The 14305-nt window shown below is 72.3% G+C and carries 11 protein-coding genes and 2 tRNA genes; 8 read left to right on the top strand and 5 right to left on the bottom strand.

Going from position 1 to position 14305, the window contains the following annotated elements:
* Nucleotide 1: 1 nt before the first annotated feature.
* Both WMF39_RS43960 and WMF39_RS43965 read left to right on the top strand, forming a co-directional pair.
* A complete protein-coding gene (locus tag WMF39_RS43960) occupies nt 2-904 on the top strand; it encodes an EamA family transporter (RefSeq protein WP_437742393.1) in 903 nt (300 codons plus the stop codon).
* A gap of 11 nt (nt 905-915) precedes the next feature.
* Complete coding sequence (locus WMF39_RS43965) at nt 916-1389, top strand: YbaK/EbsC family protein (protein WP_437742394.1); 474 nt, start codon at nt 916-918, stop codon at nt 1387-1389.
* A 620-nt stretch (nt 1390-2009) separates the two neighbouring features.
* Here WMF39_RS43965 and WMF39_RS43970 read toward each other — a convergent pair.
* Both WMF39_RS43970 and WMF39_RS43975 read right to left on the bottom strand, forming a co-directional pair.
* A tRNA-Lys gene (locus WMF39_RS43970) sits at nt 2010-2085 on the bottom strand.
* A 79-nt stretch (nt 2086-2164) separates the two neighbouring features.
* Nucleotides 2165-2238 (bottom strand) — tRNA-Arg (locus WMF39_RS43975).
* 325 nt (nt 2239-2563) lie between these two features.
* Between WMF39_RS43975 and WMF39_RS43980 the strand changes: the two genes are divergently transcribed.
* The gene (locus WMF39_RS43980) at nt 2564-3754 is read left to right on the top strand and encodes a penicillin-insensitive murein endopeptidase (protein WP_437742395.1); all 1191 of its coding nucleotides are present in this window, start codon (nt 2564-2566) and stop codon (nt 3752-3754) included.
* Between the two features lie 13 nt (nt 3755-3767).
* On the opposite strand, the gene xth is transcribed toward WMF39_RS43980, so the two are convergent.
* Entirely contained in the window at nt 3768-4577 is an 810-nt protein-coding gene (gene xth, locus WMF39_RS43985) for an exodeoxyribonuclease III (RefSeq protein WP_437742396.1), read from the bottom strand.
* Nucleotides 4578-4656: 79 nt separating this feature from the next.
* Nucleotides 4657-5559 (bottom strand): alpha/beta fold hydrolase, encoded by a 903-nt coding sequence (locus WMF39_RS43990; RefSeq protein ID WP_437742397.1) that lies wholly within the window; start codon nt 5557-5559, stop codon nt 4657-4659.
* 53 nt (nt 5560-5612) lie between these two features.
* On the opposite strand from WMF39_RS43990, the gene WMF39_RS43995 reads away from it, so the two are divergent.
* Nucleotides 5613-6239, top strand: coding sequence for a pentapeptide repeat-containing protein (locus tag WMF39_RS43995; protein ID WP_437742398.1), 627 nt, complete (start codon nt 5613-5615; stop codon nt 6237-6239).
* A gap of 49 nt (nt 6240-6288) precedes the next feature.
* Here WMF39_RS43995 and WMF39_RS44000 read toward each other — a convergent pair whose 3' ends face one another.
* The gene (locus tag WMF39_RS44000; RefSeq protein ID WP_044970202.1) at nt 6289-6951 is read right to left on the bottom strand and encodes a response regulator; all 663 of its coding nucleotides are present in this window, start codon (nt 6949-6951) and stop codon (nt 6289-6291) included.
* 345 nt (nt 6952-7296) lie between these two features.
* Between WMF39_RS44000 and WMF39_RS44005 the strand changes: the two genes are divergently transcribed.
* The 4 genes from WMF39_RS44005 to WMF39_RS44020 all read left to right on the top strand — a co-directional run bounded on the left by WMF39_RS44005 (nt 7297) and on the right by WMF39_RS44020 (nt 14293).
* Nucleotides 7297-7704, top strand: coding sequence for a response regulator (locus WMF39_RS44005; protein WP_437742399.1), 408 nt, complete (start codon nt 7297-7299; stop codon nt 7702-7704).
* 88 nt (nt 7705-7792) lie between these two features.
* Nucleotides 7793-10831, top strand: coding sequence for a glycoside hydrolase family 65 protein (locus WMF39_RS44010; RefSeq protein ID WP_437742400.1), 3039 nt, complete (start codon nt 7793-7795; stop codon nt 10829-10831).
* The gene (locus WMF39_RS44015; RefSeq protein ID WP_437742401.1) at nt 10825-11814 is read left to right on the top strand and encodes a universal stress protein; all 990 of its coding nucleotides are present in this window, start codon (nt 10825-10827) and stop codon (nt 11812-11814) included. Before WMF39_RS44010 ends, WMF39_RS44015 begins: the two co-directional genes overlap by 7 nt.
* 115 nt (nt 11815-11929) lie before the next feature.
* Entirely contained in the window at nt 11930-14293 is a 2364-nt protein-coding gene (locus WMF39_RS44020; RefSeq protein ID WP_437742402.1) for an AAA family ATPase, read from the top strand.
* Nucleotides 14294-14305: the final 12 nt, after the last annotated feature.

Here is a 14305-nt window from a genome sequence, read left to right on the forward strand (position 1 = left end):
AATGCGCTTTCGTCACGTTCTCATGGCGGTGCTGACTGCCTTCGTCTGGGGCTTGAACTTCGTCGTCATCAAGGTCGGTCTGGACTCGTTTCCGCCGCTGCTGTTCTCTGCGCTTCGCTTCACCTGCGCCGCGATCCCGGCTGTGTTCTTCATCGATCGGAAGCAGATCCCCTGGCGCGTGATCCTCCAAGTGGGTCTCGTGCTGGGCGTGGTCAAATATTCGCTCCTCTTCGCGGGGATCAAGGCCGGGATGCCGGCGGGGCTCTCGTCCCTGGCGGTCCAGGCACAGGTGCTCTTCACGCTCATCCTCTCGGCCGTCTTCCTCAAGGACGCGCCCTCGCGCGTGCAGAAGGCGGGGATCGTGATCGCGCTGTCTGGGATAGCGCTCATCGGCTACACGCGAGCCGGGAGCGTCAGCCTCACCGGGTTCGCGCTGGTGCTCGGCGCCGCTGTCGCCTGGGCGTTCGCCAACATCCTCATCAAGCGGGCCGGGGGCTTCGACGCCTTTCGCCTGATGGTCTGGATGAGCCTGATCCCGCCGCTGCCGCTCCTCGGCCTCTCGCTCCTGCTCGAGGAGGGGCAGGTCGCCGCGGTGTCACGGATGGGGCTCGGGGGCCTCGGGGCGGTCCTTTACACGGGCATCATCGCGACGGTCGTGGCCTTCGGCATCTGGGGCCATCTGCTCAGGAGCTACTCGGCCAACCTGGTGGCGCCGTTCGCGCTCCTCGTGCCCGTGTTCGGGATGGCTTTCTCGGCGCTCCTGCTGCATGAGGAGCAAAGCGGCGCCGGGGTGGCGGCGGCGGCCCTGGTCCTCCTCGGGCTCGCCACCGTCGTTCTCGGGCCTCGGGTCATCAACATGGTCGCTCCGGAGAACCGACCGATGGGAGCAGCGAAGGTCTCATGATGAGCTCGGACGTGCACGATCGTCTGGTGACGCTCTTCCAGGAGAGCAACGCCGTGTTCCGCGTGGTGGAGCACCCGGCCGAGGGCCGCACGGAGCTCATCTCGCAGATCCGCGGCAACAGCCTGCCGCAGGCTGCGAAGGCCATGGTGCTGATGGTGAAGCAGGGCAAGAAGAGCCGCCGCTACTACCTCTGCGTCGTCCCCGGGGACTGCCGGGTCGACATGGAGGCGGTCAAGACGCTGGGGAGCGGGACTCACGCCACGTTCGCGCCGCAGGACGTCGCCGAGCAGCTCTCGGGGTGCGTCATGGGCGCCGTCCCCCCGGTCTCGTTCAACCCCGAGCTCGAGCTCGTCGTGGATCCGAAGCTCCTGGAGCACGACGAGATCGTCTTCAACGCCGGCCGGCTGGATCGCTCCATCTTCATCCAGCGGGACTCCTACGTGAAGGCGACGAGCCCCAGGCTCGCCGCTGTCGGCACCCGATAGCCGCTCGCCCGGTCAACTCAACCGCACAGTTCAATCGTTCACGAGAGGCGCTGTTTCCAGTGCCGAGAAGCATCTTCGTGAGCATGAGAAGCTGCGGTTGAATTCATCGTGTTCTTGTTTTGTTCTTCGTCAGAGGGCCGCCCAGCCATCCGGCCCGGGTTCCCACGAACAGCCAGTCGAGCCGAAGCGGCTCCCGCTCCTGCGGGTGATGCACGCCGAAGCTGACGGGAAGGGGCGCGTCGTCGAGGACATGCCGGAGGTCACGAACCTCTCCCGGCGCCTCCGCGAGCACCTCGAGCGTGCTGGCGTTACGCGGCCCGACCTCTTCGCGAACGACAAAACGCGGAAGCCGATCACGTTCTACGACCTGCGCCCGGCGAGCATCCCCTGGATGGCCGTGCGCGGGGACTACCCGCTCGAGCTCAAGAGCCGGGCCGGCCACACGTCGTTCCCGACGACGGAGGGCTACCTCCGCGAGGCCGAGCAGGTACGCGTCGGCTTCGGCGAGGCGTTTCCTGAATCACCGACCGAGCTGGTCCGTCCGCTCGGCGAATCGTCCACGAATCGCCCAGCGGAGCAGCTCGGTCTTGATGAGGATCGCGAAATCCTCATCGTATCCTTGGTGGGCCATGAAGGACTTGAACCTTCAGCCAATGGATTAAGAGTCCACTGCTCTACCAATTGAGCTAATGGCCCGAGTGAATTGTCAAACCGACTGAACCTGGAACGGCTCCCGGGATCTCGCCGGAACGCTTGAGTCGCCCGTTGAGCCCGGCACGCCCGGCCTGATTCGAACAGGCGACTTTCGGATTCGAAGTCCGACGCTCTATCCAGCTGAGCTACGGGCGCTCCTGCGCGCCCCTCGGCGGGGCTCGCGAAACGCTTCTAACCGCACCGGCGGCGATATGTCAAGGCGTTGTAGCGACATGATGCGCAATTTTTAGGCCGCCACCTTCGCCGAGCCCGGACGGACGCGCTCGACGGGCGCATCCCGTCACTCCCTCCGTCGGCAGCGCACCGTCCACCGGCACCGGCCGCGGACAGCGCAGCGCCCTCGGGGCGCGCGCCTGGCCCGACACGGCGCCGTTTGGCCCGGCACGGCCGCACCGGGCCCCCGCGCGGCTGCGAAAGAAGTTCTCTGTCCGCGGCGCCGCAAGGTAGGGTCCGCTCCGCCATGCCGCTGCTCCGCCCGCTCTCTCGGCGCTGCCTTGCGTCCCGAGGCCCCATTGCCGCGCTCCTGCTCGCCCTCTCGCTCGCCGCGCCGGCCCAGGGCGCTCCCGCCGCGGGCGCGCAGCCGGCCGCGGCCGAACAGCAGCCGGGCAAGAGCCCGCAGAACAAGCGCCGCGCCGCGCGGCGGAGCTCGGTCGACGGCGACGGCGAGTCGCGGGCGGCGCGCAGCGCCCGATCCAAGGAGAAGGCCCAGGAGCGCGCCGGCAAGAAGCGCGCGGTGAAGCGAGACGACGCGTCCCGCGCGGAGCGCGGCGGCACCGCCGAGGACGCCGACGAGCGGAAGCTGCTGTCGAAGGGCGCTCCCAACCGTGGACGGCTGACCGGCGCCGTGCGGCTTCGATCGTCGAGGCACCTCAAGACGCGCGAGGGCGCCAGGACATGGGGGCTGCCCGTGCTCGTGAAGACCCTGCGGCGCGCCGCCTTCCAGGTGGCCAAGAAGCACGGCGACTCCGCGCTGCTCGTCGGCGACCTCTCGGCCAGGACGGGCGGCGCGCTCGACGGGCACAACTCCCACCAGACGGGGCGCGACGCCGACGTCGGTTTCTACGTCGTCAACTCGAAGGGCAAGAACCTCCGCACGGACCGGTTCGTGGCGTTCGACGACGAGGGCAACGCCATCGGCCTCCCCGGCGCGCGGTTCGACGACGCGCGCAACTGGGCGCTCGTCCAGGCGCTGCTCGAGGACCGGCAGGCGGGCGTCAAATACCTCTTCGTGACCGACGCGCTGCGGGCGCGGCTGCTCGCCCACGCCGCGAAGAAGCGCGTCCCGGCGGACCTCCGGGCCCGGGCCGCGGCCGCGATGATGAGCCCGAGGGACGCCGACCTGCACAACGACCACTTCCATATCCGCGTGATGTGCCCCCCGTCGATGCGCGGCGCCTGCATCGAGGAGTCGCTGGCCCGCCCCGCGTGCGCCGCCGATGAAGCGAAGCAGCCGCTCGCCTCCGCGGCGCCCGCGGCGACGGACACGGACATCTACGGCGTGCCTTCCACGGCGGCGCCGACGGTGACCGACGGAGCGCGCGCTGCAGCCGCACCGGCGGCCGCGAACGCGCCCGCCACAGCCGCGCCGGCGGCCGCGAACGCGTCGCCCGCATCGACCGCGGGCGGTCGCCAGACCGCCGCGCCCCGCTGACGCCCGCCCGCGCTCAGGCCGCCGGCGCAGCCCCAGGCGGCGCGGCGTCGTCCGCGATCTCCACCACGACCGGCGCGTGATCCGACGGGCGCTGCAGCTCCCGCGGGCGCGTGTCGATCGACACATCGGTGCAGCGCGCCGCGAGCGGGCGCGTCACCAGCGCGAGATCGATGCGGAGGCCCTTGTTGCGCCTGAACGCGCCCATCCGGTAATCCCACCAGCTGTACGCCTCCTTGGCGGGGTGGCAGGCGCGGAACGCGTCCACGAGCCCCCATTCCAGCAAGCGGCCCAGCGCGGCCCGCTCGTCCGGATGGAAGAGCACCTGCCCCTCCCACTTCTTCGGCTCGGCGACGTCGATCGCCTCGGGCGCGACGTTGAAATCGCCGCAGATAACGATCTGCTGATCCGGGCGGTAGCGGGCCTCGAGCTCGCTCCGCAGCCGCTCCAGCCACGCGAGCTTGTAGGCGAAGGCAGGCGTGCCCACGGCCTGGCCGTTGGGCACGTAGACGTTGATGACCCGGATCCCCTCGATCGTCGCCGCCAGCATCCGCCGGGCGACGTCCTGCTCATCGCCGTCGAGGCCCTTCTTCACGTCGTCGACCGAGAGGCCGAAGCGCGTGGCGATCGCGACCCCGTTGTAGGACTTCTGGCCGAAGATGACCGAGCGATAGCCCACCTCGGAGAGCGCGGCCTCGGGGAAGCTGCCGTCCTCGACCTTCGTCTCCTGCATGCAAACGACGTCGGGCGCGGCGCGGACCAGCCAGCTCGTGAGCTGCTCGAGCCGCGTGCGGATGGAGTTCACGTTCCAGGACGCGATGCGCATAGGTCCTCCGGGCGATAGCGGATGAAGAGCCGGGCGGGAAGCCTGGTCCAGGGGCACGCGCGGGGTCCACGGCGCCCGGTCACAAGGCCGCCCGGATCACGTCGAAGAGGCCCTCCGGATCGTCGACATGGAGCCAGTGGCCGGCGCGCGGCAGGACGTGGACCGAGAGCCAGGGCGCGCGCGCCGCGAGCGCCTCGAAGCGGTCGCGCGAGGCCGGCGAGATCGACTTGGACTTGCCGCCGAGCACGACATGGATGCGCCGCTGCTCCACGCCCGGCACGCCCGGCACGCCCGGGCCGGCCGGCGCCGGCGGGTCCTCCAGGACGTGCCACAGATCGCGGGCGAAATAGTCGGCGAGCAGCGCGTCCAGGATGTCGAGGTCGAGCCGGATGCGAAAGCCGTCGCCCTCGCGGCGGACGTTCATCGCCAGCCAGTCCGCGATGCCGCGGCTGAACCCGGCGGCGTGCACCGCCTCGAGGAACGCCTCGCGCGACGGGATCGGCTGCGGGATCGCGCGGAGCATCGCGAGCACGCCGGGGCTCTCCGATCCGCTCTCGCCGGCGGGCCTCGCGCTCGGATCGGCGTCGAGGATGAAGCCGCGCTCGATCCCCGTCGGCCGGCGCTCGAGGTAGGCGAGCGCCACCTTGCCGCCGAACGAATGGCCCATCACGCCGCGGATATCGAGGCCGAGGCGGTCGCCCAGCCGGAGCAGATCCTCCGCGGCCGCCGCGATGGTGTGGGGCGCAGGCGGGCTCTGCGACATGCCGTGGGCCCGCAGGTCGACAAGGATGAAGCCCCACGGCCGGGCGGCTGCGCCTGGCGCGCCCTCGGCGGATTGCGCCTCGGCGAGGCGTCGGATGAAGGTGCGCCAGTTGGCGCCCGAGCCGAAGATGCCGTGCAGCACGAGCATCCAGCGGGCAGGCGCCGCGGAGGGGGCGGAGACGAGGGCGTGGTGGGGCACGAAGCCGGCGTGTGCGTTCATGGCTCTCCGGACCGCGCGAGCGCGCGGCCTGCGCCTAGCGCTAGCATGGCCCCATGGCCAAGAAGCCCCCCATCGCGCCGCCGAGCGCGGACGCCGCAGAAGACGAGGGCACCCATCCGGCGAGGCCCGCGCGGTTTCACGGCGCGGCGCTCGCCGGGGCCAGCTTCGACGACGTCGACCTTCGCAACGCGCGCCTGCACAACGCCTCGCTCGCGGGGGCCGAGCTCGACGACGTCGACCTTCGCGACGCGCGACTGCACAACGTCTCGCTCGCGGCGGCCGAGCTCGACGACGTCGACCTTCGCAACGCGCGCCTGCACAACGTCTCGCTCGCGGAGGCCGAGCTCGACGACGTCGACCTGCGCGGCGCGCGCCTGCACAACGCGACCCTCGCCGGCGCCTCGCTCGACGACATCTCGCTCGCCGGCGCGCGTTTCAACGACGCCGACGCCGCCGCGACCCGCTGGTCCGACGTGAGCCTGCGCCGCGCTCGCTTCGAGGGGTCGGACCTCCGCGAGGTCGAGATCGTCGGCTGCGCGATCGACGGGCTCACCATCGACGGCGTGCGGATCGATCGCCTGCTCGAGGAGGCGAAGGATCGATCACGCGCGAGCCAGGCCCCGAAGGCCACCGAGAAGGAAATGCCGCTGAAGAAGCCGAGGAAGGAGCGGAAACCGTAGCGCCCCACCCGCGGAGCGAGCGGGCAGCGCCCCGCGCGACCGCGGGCGGTTACGCCTCGATGAGCCCGGTGCGGACCGCGATGCGGGTCAGCTCGACCGCGCTCTTGCACCCGAGCTTCGCGTAGATGCGCACGCGGTGGGTCTCCACCGTCTTCGGGCTGATCGTCAGCCGCGCTGCCGTCTCGCGCGTCGACACGCCGGCCGCGAGCAGCCGCAGGACCTGGCGCTCGCGCGGTGTCAGCGCGTCGAGACCACCGGAGCCCTCGCTCGCCGGCTTGCGCATCGCGCGCACCACGGCCCCCGCGATGCTCGAGGAGAGCGGCGCTCCCCCGGTCGCGATCCGGCGGATGCCCTCGATGACCTCCTCGAGCTTCGAGGTCTTCACGAGATATCCCTGCGCGCCCGCGCGGAGCGCCTCGGCGACACGGAACTCGTCGTCATAGCCGCTCAACACGAGGAGCTTCGCCTGCGGCAACTGCGCTCTCAGCGCCCCGAGGAGCTCGATGCCGTCTCGGTCGGGGATGTTGAGATCGACGAGCACGACGTCCGGCTTGCAGCTCGCCGTCTCGCGCAGGGCATCGGCCGCCGTCCCGGCCTGGCCCACGACGACCATGTCGGGCTCGTCCGAGAGCGCTCGAGCGAAGCCTTCGCGAACGACGGGGTGATCGTCGATCAGATAGATGTGCAGCTTGCTAGCAGGGGTTTCCGCCATGGTGACCGCAGGGGGATTGGAGTGTCCTTCAGACCACAATTCGATACCCATGAGCAGTTCAAGTCAAGCTGCTCGGGTCGTCCTGGGAGGAACCTTACAGGGGTATCAGGTGCTCAACGATCTGCAAGGAGCGGCGCGGCGGCAAGCCCAATTGGTGAGGAAAACTCCGTCCAGAGCGAGTTTCGGAGCTCGACGGAGATCCGCGCGACGTGGAATGCGCAACGGTGGACGTGACGGAGGGTGCAACGATGCGCCCAGAGCGGCCTGCGCATGCGGTCGCGGCAACCGTCTGGTATTCTTCGCGCGCCTCATGCGCCGGAATGGCCAGCGATCCAGGGAAATACGATGAGCTCGCCGGTCCCCGCTCCCGGCCCGGCTGCCACCTCGCCGCGCTCGCCCGCGGAGATCTTCGTCGTCGATGACGACCCCGCGCTTGTCGAGTCGCTGCTCGACCTGCTCTCCGACGAGGGCTACCGGGTTCAGGGCTTCACGCGGCCGCTGGAAGCGCTCGATCGCCTCGCCCGCGGCGCGCGGCCGCGGGCGGTCCTGCTCGACTACGTGATGCCCGAGATGACCGGCGAGGAGTTCCTCGCCGCGCTCGCCGCCGCGGGCATCGAGGTGCCCGTCCTCCTGCTCTCCGGCGTGAACGAGCCCAACATCCGCGGCGTCGTGGCCGGCGTGCTGGCGAAGCCCTTCGACGTCGACCGGCTCCTCGTCGTGCTCGATCGCCTGACCGGCGCCGTGCAACGCTAGCGCACCGACGCCGCCGCCCCCCGATCCCGGCTCGCACACGCGCGGCGGCACGCTCCTCGCGTTCCCTGGCCCCCAGGAGAAGCCGAGGATGTCGTCGCTCGTAGACAGCGCCACCGGGCCAGGCGTCCTCGCGCGAGGCGGATCGGGCAGCCCCGCCAGCGCGAACGTGCCGGCGGCCGCGATCAAGCTGCCGGCCGAGCTGCACCACCGCTTCCGCTTCATCGCTATCGACGCGGGCCTCCTCGCCGAGGCGGCCGACGGCGCCGCGGCGCTGCTCGACGTGCTGCTCGCGATGGGGGTGCGCGTGGCCCTCTTCGCCGGCGAGGCCGTGCCCCACCTCGCGCGGCGGCTCGAGCGCGGCGTGCGCGCCGAGAACCGCAGGCGGCTCTTCCTCGGCGCGCTCGACGGCGCGGAGCTCCACGGCTTCGATCGCCGCGGCGCCGCGGTCGCGCTCGTCGCCCGCGCGGAGCCGGACGGGCGCTCCGCCATCGCCGCGCTGCTCGATCAGGTGATCGCGCCGCTCCGCATCGAGCCGCACGATCGGCTCGCGATCTCGCCGGAACCACGCGAATCAGGCGAGTCACGCGACGGCGCGGCGGCATCCGCGGCGCGCGGCCTCCGCGGCGCGCCGGAGCTCGCGGGCGCCGTCCATGCGACGGCCGGCGCGCAGCGGCTCCACGAGATCCTCGCGCTCCAGCGGGATCTCGAGGGCGAGCTCGGCTCGCTCGCGGCGCCCCGAGACGCCGCGTGGCTCATCGAGGAGCCAGGGTTCGACGTCGCGCGCGAGCACGAGATCGAGTCGCTGCTCGCGATCGCCAACGGCTATCTCGGCTCGCGCGCGTCGCTGCCGGAGGGGTCGAGCGTGTCGCGGCCGGCGACGTTCATCGCGGGCGCCTTCGAGCCCTCGGCCGACGTGAGCCGCGTGCCGGAGCTCGTCATCGCCCCCGACTGGGGCCGGCTGAGCGTCGCCATCGAGGGCGAGTCGTTCTCCGCGGAGACGAGCGGCGTGCTGCACCACCACCGCGCCCTCGACATGCGGCGGGGCGTGCTGCTGCGCGAGGTCCTGCGGCGCGGCGAGGGAGGCCACCTCACGCACCTGCACACGCTCCACGCGGCGTCGCTCGCGAACCGCCACGTCCTCATGGAAGCGCTCAGCATCGCGCCCCTCAACTTCACCGGGACGATCCGCGTCGACGCGATCCTGAGCGGCGACGTGAAGAGCGCGAGCGGCGCGGCGCACTGGGCCGGCTTCGCGGCGGACGCGGGCACGAAGAGCCTGCTGCTCGTCGGGCACACGCACGGCGGGCTCGTGACCGCGATGACCTCGCACCTGCGCGAGCTCCCGGAGCAGGCCGCGGAGAGCTCGCCCCCGCTCGAGGCCCTCGAGGGCGCGCGCTGCGAGCGCACCACCGGCGCGCGATCCATCGCCGAGCGGTGCGACGTCGGCGTCCGCGTCGCCCAGCAGCGCCGCCTCTTCCGGACCACGACGCTGCACACGTCGCGCGACACGCCCACGCCGCGCGAGGCGGGCCAGGCGCTCCAGGACGAGCTTTCGCGCCGCGCCATGGCCGACGTGCTCGGCGAGCACACGCGGGCGTGGGCGGAGCGCTGGCGCCACGCCGACGTCGAGATCGACGGTGCCCCCAGGATCGAGCGGGCGCTCCGGTTCGCCCTGTACCACCTCATCGGCGCCGCGAACCCGGACGACCCGCGCTGCTCGATCGGCGCGCGCGGGCTCAGCGGGGAGGCGTACCGCGGCCACGTCTTCTGGGATACCGAGACCTTCCTCGTCCCGTTCTACACGCACTGCTACCCCGAGGCCGCCCGCGCGCTGCTCCTCTACAGGCACCGCACCCTCGCCGGCGCGCGCCGCAAGGCGAAGGCGCTCGGCTACGAGGGCGCGCTCTACGCGTGGGAGTCGGCGGACACGGGCGACGAGACGACGCCGGCGCTCGTCGTCACGCCGTTCGGCGAGGTGGTCCGGGTGCTCTCCGGCGAGCAGGAGCACCACATCAGCGCCGACATCGCGTACGCGGTGCACGCCTACGTCCGCGCGACCGGCGATCTCGACTTCCAGCGCGGCGAGGGGGCCGAGATCCTGATCGAGACGGCGCGCTTCTGGGCGAGCCGCGCCGAGCTCGGGCCGGATGGCCACGCCCACATCCGGCGGGTGATCGGGCCGGACGAGTACCACGAGACCGTGGACGACAACGCGTTCACGAACTGGATGGCGCGGCACAACCTCCGCGTCGCCGCCGCGCTCGTCCGGCGCAACATCGCGCGCGCGGACGTGCTCGCGCGGCTCGACCTCCGGCCCGACGAGCCCCACCACTGGTGCGACGTCGCCGACCGCCTGCTCCTCGGGATCGACCCGCGGACCGGCCTGATCGAGCAGTTCGCGGGCTACTTCGGCCTCGCGCCGTTCTCCATCGCCGACTACGCCGTGCGCAGCGCGCCGGTCGACGTCCTGCTCGGGCGCGAGCGGACGCAGGCCTGCCAGGTGGTGAAGCAAGCGGACGTCGTGCAGCTCATCGCGCTGCTCTGGAGCGCGGTGCCCGCGAGCGCCCGGCGCGACAACTTCCTCTATTACGAGCCGCGCACCGCCCACGGCAGCTCGCTGAGCCCCAGCGCCCACGCGCTCGTCGCCGCCCGGCTCGATCTCCACGCCCACGCCGAGCGCTACTTCGAGCAGACCGCCGACATCGACCTCGGCAACACGATGGGCAACGCCGCGGGGGGCGTGCACATCGCCGCCATGGGCGGCCTCTGGCAAGCCGTCGCGTTCGGCGTGGCCGGCGTCACGCGCGTGCCGCGGAGCGCGCTCTCGGAGGCGCTCCCCCACGCGCAGCCGTGCCCCGACGAGGACGAGGCGATCGGGATCGAGCCGCACCTCCTGCCGGGCTGGCGGCACCTCAAGATCCCGATCGCCTGGCGAGGCCGCGGCCTCGAGATCCACGTGGAGGACGGCGCGGTCGAGGTCGCGCTGGAGGGGAGCGCGCCGCTGCCGATCTGCCTGCTCGACGCGGGCGCGCCCGCCTGCGCCGTGCTGGCGGAGCCGGGCCGCCGCTATGCGACGCGGCGGCTGGGCGGCCGCGTCACGCCATGGGAGGAGGTCACGCCATGCTGAGCGCCGTACGCGACGGGTCCCCGGTCGGGCTCGGGGCGCCCCCCGGACCGGCGCCCCCGGCCGAGCTGCCCCACGAGGCGCTCGAGGGGGCCGACGAGCGCCCGCCGCAGAGCGGCCTGCAGCGCAGGAGCGTGGTCGTCGCGCTCCACGGCCGCCGCGCCCACCTCGGCGCCATCGCGCTCGGGCGGCTCATCGCCCACGGGCTCGAGGCCCCGCTGCGCGGGCTGTGCCTCTCCACGGAGCCGATCGACGCGAGCGAGGTGCCGGCCCACTTCGGGATCGCCCCGGAGGCGCTGCAGGGCATGGTGCTGGACGTCGAGGCGAGCGACGATCCGGCCGGCGCGCTCGCTTCAGCCGTGGCGAGCTGCGGGACCGCGCTCGTGATCGTGGCCTCGCACGCGGACGAGCCCATGGACGAGCGCTTCGGCGTCGGCCGGCTCGCGGCGCGCGCGCTCGAGTCCGCCGCGCTCGGCGTCGTCGTCATCCGCGAGGACCCCTCCCCGCCGCGGCTCCAGCGCATCCTGCTGCCGCTCGACGGGAACCCCAGCACGGCCAGCGCGATCACGCCCGTCGGGGAGGTCGCCCGCAAGCTCGGCGCCGAGCTCGACATCGTGATGGTCGGCTGCGCGTCGCCGCGGGAGGCCGCGGACGAGGGGCCGCCCGTCTCGACGCCTGTGCCATTCGAGCCGGGCGCGATGGTGGCGCCCCTCTACGTCGACCAGCCTCAGCACGAGTGGCCCGCGTTCACCGAGGAGTTCCTGGCCCGGTTCCTGAGCGCGATCGGGCACTGCCCGCACGGCGTCTCCACGCGGTTCTTCCTCGGCAAGGGCGAACCGGCGGCGGAGATCGCGCGCCTCGCCTGGCAGCTGGCGAGCGACCTCGTAGTGCTGGTCTGGCACGGGCAGCTCGCGAATCACCATGGCGGCGTCATCCGCGACGTGCTCGCTCGGGCGCCGTGCCCCGTGCTGGTCCTGCGGCGCTAGCGCGCCCGGCGCGGCGCGTCCGGGCGGCGCCCGCTCGGCCTTCGATCGGCGCGCGGGCGCCTCGCCGGGCGGGCTCCACGCCAACGGCCGGCGAAAGGCGCTATGGTGCGCCGCCATGGTCTCCCGGAAGCTGCCCCCCAGCGAGTGTCGCAAGATCGTAGAGCCGCAGAGCTTCCGCTTCTCCACGACGGAGGAGGTCGCGCCGCTGTCGGCGGGCATCGGCTCGCAGGAGCGCGCCCTCGCCGCGCTCGCCTTCGGCCTCGACATCCGCCAGCCCCGCTTCCACGTCGTCGTCGTCGGCGCGCCCGGCACGGGCCGCACGTTCTGCGCGCGCGCCGTCGCGAAGCGGATCGCGGCGAGCCGCCCCACGCCCGACGACATCCTCCTCCTGCCGAACCCACACCGCCCGAGCGAGCCGACGGTCCTGTCGCTGCCGCCGGGCGAGGGGCGCCCCTTCGTCGAGGCGATGGAGGAGCTCCACGAGAAGCTGGTCGACGCCCTGCGCGGCGCGACCGAGGGCGAGCGCTTCAAGCAGGCGCGCGGCAAGATCCAGCGCCGGGTGAACGCGGAGGAGCGGCGGCTCGAGGAGCAGCTCAAGTCCGCGGCGCGCGAGCTCGGCCTCGACCTCGTGCGCGGCGAGGACGAGGTGCAGATCACCTCGATCGAGGACGCCGCCAACGCGCCGGACGGCGAGGCCCTGCTCGCCATCGCCGGCTCCATCGAGGAGTTCGAGATGCGGCTCGCCACCGTGCAGGACGAGGCCGACGTCGAGCTGCGCGGCGTCGTGAAGCAGCTGCTCAGCGACGGGGTGAAGGGCTGCTTCCAGCCCGTGCGCGCGCGCTTCGAGGGGCGCAATGACATCAGCGCCTTCCTCGCGGACGTCGAGACGGTCGTGTCGAAGGAGTTCCGCCTGCTCGTCGACGAGGCGCGCGGCGAGGAGGGCGGCGCCACCCTCCCGCGCGGCGTGGTCGTCCCGACGCTCCTCACGGAGCACACGCCCGACTCCGGCGCCCCGGTCGTCGATGTCCCCTACCCCACGCTGACCGCCCTGTTCGGCCGCACCCACGCGCCGCCCGACTCCGGCTTCCCGCCGGAGCCCGGCTTCGCCGTCGCGGGCGCCCTCCACGAGGCGGCCGGCGGCTTCCTCATCCTGCCCGCGGGCGCGCTCCTCAAGAACGAGGCGCTCTACGAGCAGCTCAAGGCCTGCCTCCTCGCGGGCAAGTTCATCGTGCCCGAGCACAACCCGTCGTACTTCCGCGGCACCGCGGAGGAGCTGCTCTTCCCGCCGATCCCGATCGACGTGAAGGTCGTCCTCGTCACGAACCCGCAGCTCTACCAGGACCTGCACGACGCCGATCCGGAGTTCTCGCAGCTCTTCAAGGTGCAGGCGCGCTTCGAGACGACGATCTCGCTCGATCAGGCGCTCCTCACGTACCCCGCGTTCCTCGCCGGCTTCGCGCACGATCGCGGCCTCCCGCCGATCACGGCCGACGGCGTGACCGCGCTCCTCTTCCACGGCGGCCGCCTCGCGGAGAGCCAGACCAAGGTGAGCGCCCAGATCGGGCTCATCGCCGAGGTCGCGACCGAGGCCGGCTACCGGGCCCAGCGCCGCGGCCGCAAGGTGGTCGACGGCCCCGAGGTCAACGAGGCGCTCGAGGCGGCGCGGCGCCGCGGGAGCCATTTCCGCGACCATGTGCACGAGCTGCTCTCGGACGGGACGATCCGCATCGACGTGACCGGCCGGCACGTCGGGCAGGTCAACGCCATCTCGGTCCTGTCCGACGGCCCGCAGACGTTCGGGCGCCCCTGCCGGGTGACGGCGGTCGTCTACCCGGGCCGCGAGGGCCCGGTGAACATCGCGCGCGAGGTCGAGATGTCCGGCCCGCTCCACAGCAAGGGTGTGATGGTCCTCACGGGCTTCCTCGCGGCCCGGTTCGCCCAGCACCGCCCGCTCTCGTTCGGCGCCTCGCTCGTCTTCGAGCAGACCTACGAGCCCATCGAGGGCGACAGCGCCTCGTCGAGCGAGCTGTACGCGCTCCTGTCCGCGCTCTCCGGCGTCCCGATCCGGCAGGAGCTCGCCGTGACGGGCAGCATCGATCAGCAGGGGAGCATCCAGCCCGTGGGCGGCATCAACGAGAAGATCGAGGCCTTCTTCGATCTGTGCGCCGCCAAGGGCCTGACGGGCGAGCAGGGCGTGCTGATCCCGAGCGCGAACCGCGACGCGCTCATGCTGCGGGGCGACGTCGTGACGTCGATCGAGGCCGGCCGCTTCCACGTGTTCGAGGTGAGCTCCGTCGAGGAGGGCATCGAGATCATCACCGGCGTCCCCGCGGGCGTCGCCGACGCGGACGGAAGGTACCCGGAGGGGACCGTGTTCCACGCGGCGGACCAGCGGCTCGAGCGCTTCCACCAGGCGATCGCCGACACGCTGAAGGGCGGGACGAGCGCGGATCCTCGAAGAATGCTCAGGGAGCGCTGAAGAGGACCGATG

The organism is Sorangium sp. So ce1504, assembly GCF_051521635.1.
Taxonomy (GTDB): Bacteria; Myxococcota_A; Polyangia; order Polyangiales; family Polyangiaceae; genus Sorangium; species Sorangium cellulosum_B.

What these genes read in the sequence shown, in the direction of transcription:
- WMF39_RS43960 (WP_437742393.1), top strand. Translation starts at nt 2, where the DNA reads ATGCGCTTTCGTCACGTTCTCATGGCGGTGCTGACTGCCTTCGTCTGG.
- WMF39_RS43980 (WP_437742395.1), top strand. Translation starts at nt 2,564, where the DNA reads ATGCCGCTGCTCCGCCCGCTCTCTCGGCGCTGCCTTGCGTCCCGAGGC.
- xth (WP_437742396.1), bottom strand. Translation starts at nt 4,577, where the DNA reads ATGCGCATCGCGTCCTGGAACGTGAACTCCATCCGCACGCGGCTCGAG.
- WMF39_RS43990 (WP_437742397.1), bottom strand. Translation starts at nt 5,559, where the DNA reads ATGAACGCACACGCCGGCTTCGTGCCCCACCACGCCCTCGTCTCCGCC.
- WMF39_RS43995 (WP_437742398.1), top strand. Translation starts at nt 5,613, where the DNA reads ATGGCCAAGAAGCCCCCCATCGCGCCGCCGAGCGCGGACGCCGCAGAA.
- WMF39_RS44000 (WP_044970202.1), bottom strand. Translation starts at nt 6,951, where the DNA reads ATGGCGGAAACCCCTGCTAGCAAGCTGCACATCTATCTGATCGACGAT.
- WMF39_RS44005 (WP_437742399.1), top strand. Translation starts at nt 7,297, where the DNA reads ATGAGCTCGCCGGTCCCCGCTCCCGGCCCGGCTGCCACCTCGCCGCGC.
- WMF39_RS44010 (WP_437742400.1), top strand. Translation starts at nt 7,793, where the DNA reads ATGTCGTCGCTCGTAGACAGCGCCACCGGGCCAGGCGTCCTCGCGCGA.
- WMF39_RS44015 (WP_437742401.1), top strand. Translation starts at nt 10,825, where the DNA reads ATGCTGAGCGCCGTACGCGACGGGTCCCCGGTCGGGCTCGGGGCGCCC.
- WMF39_RS44020 (WP_437742402.1), top strand. Translation starts at nt 11,930, where the DNA reads ATGGTCTCCCGGAAGCTGCCCCCCAGCGAGTGTCGCAAGATCGTAGAG.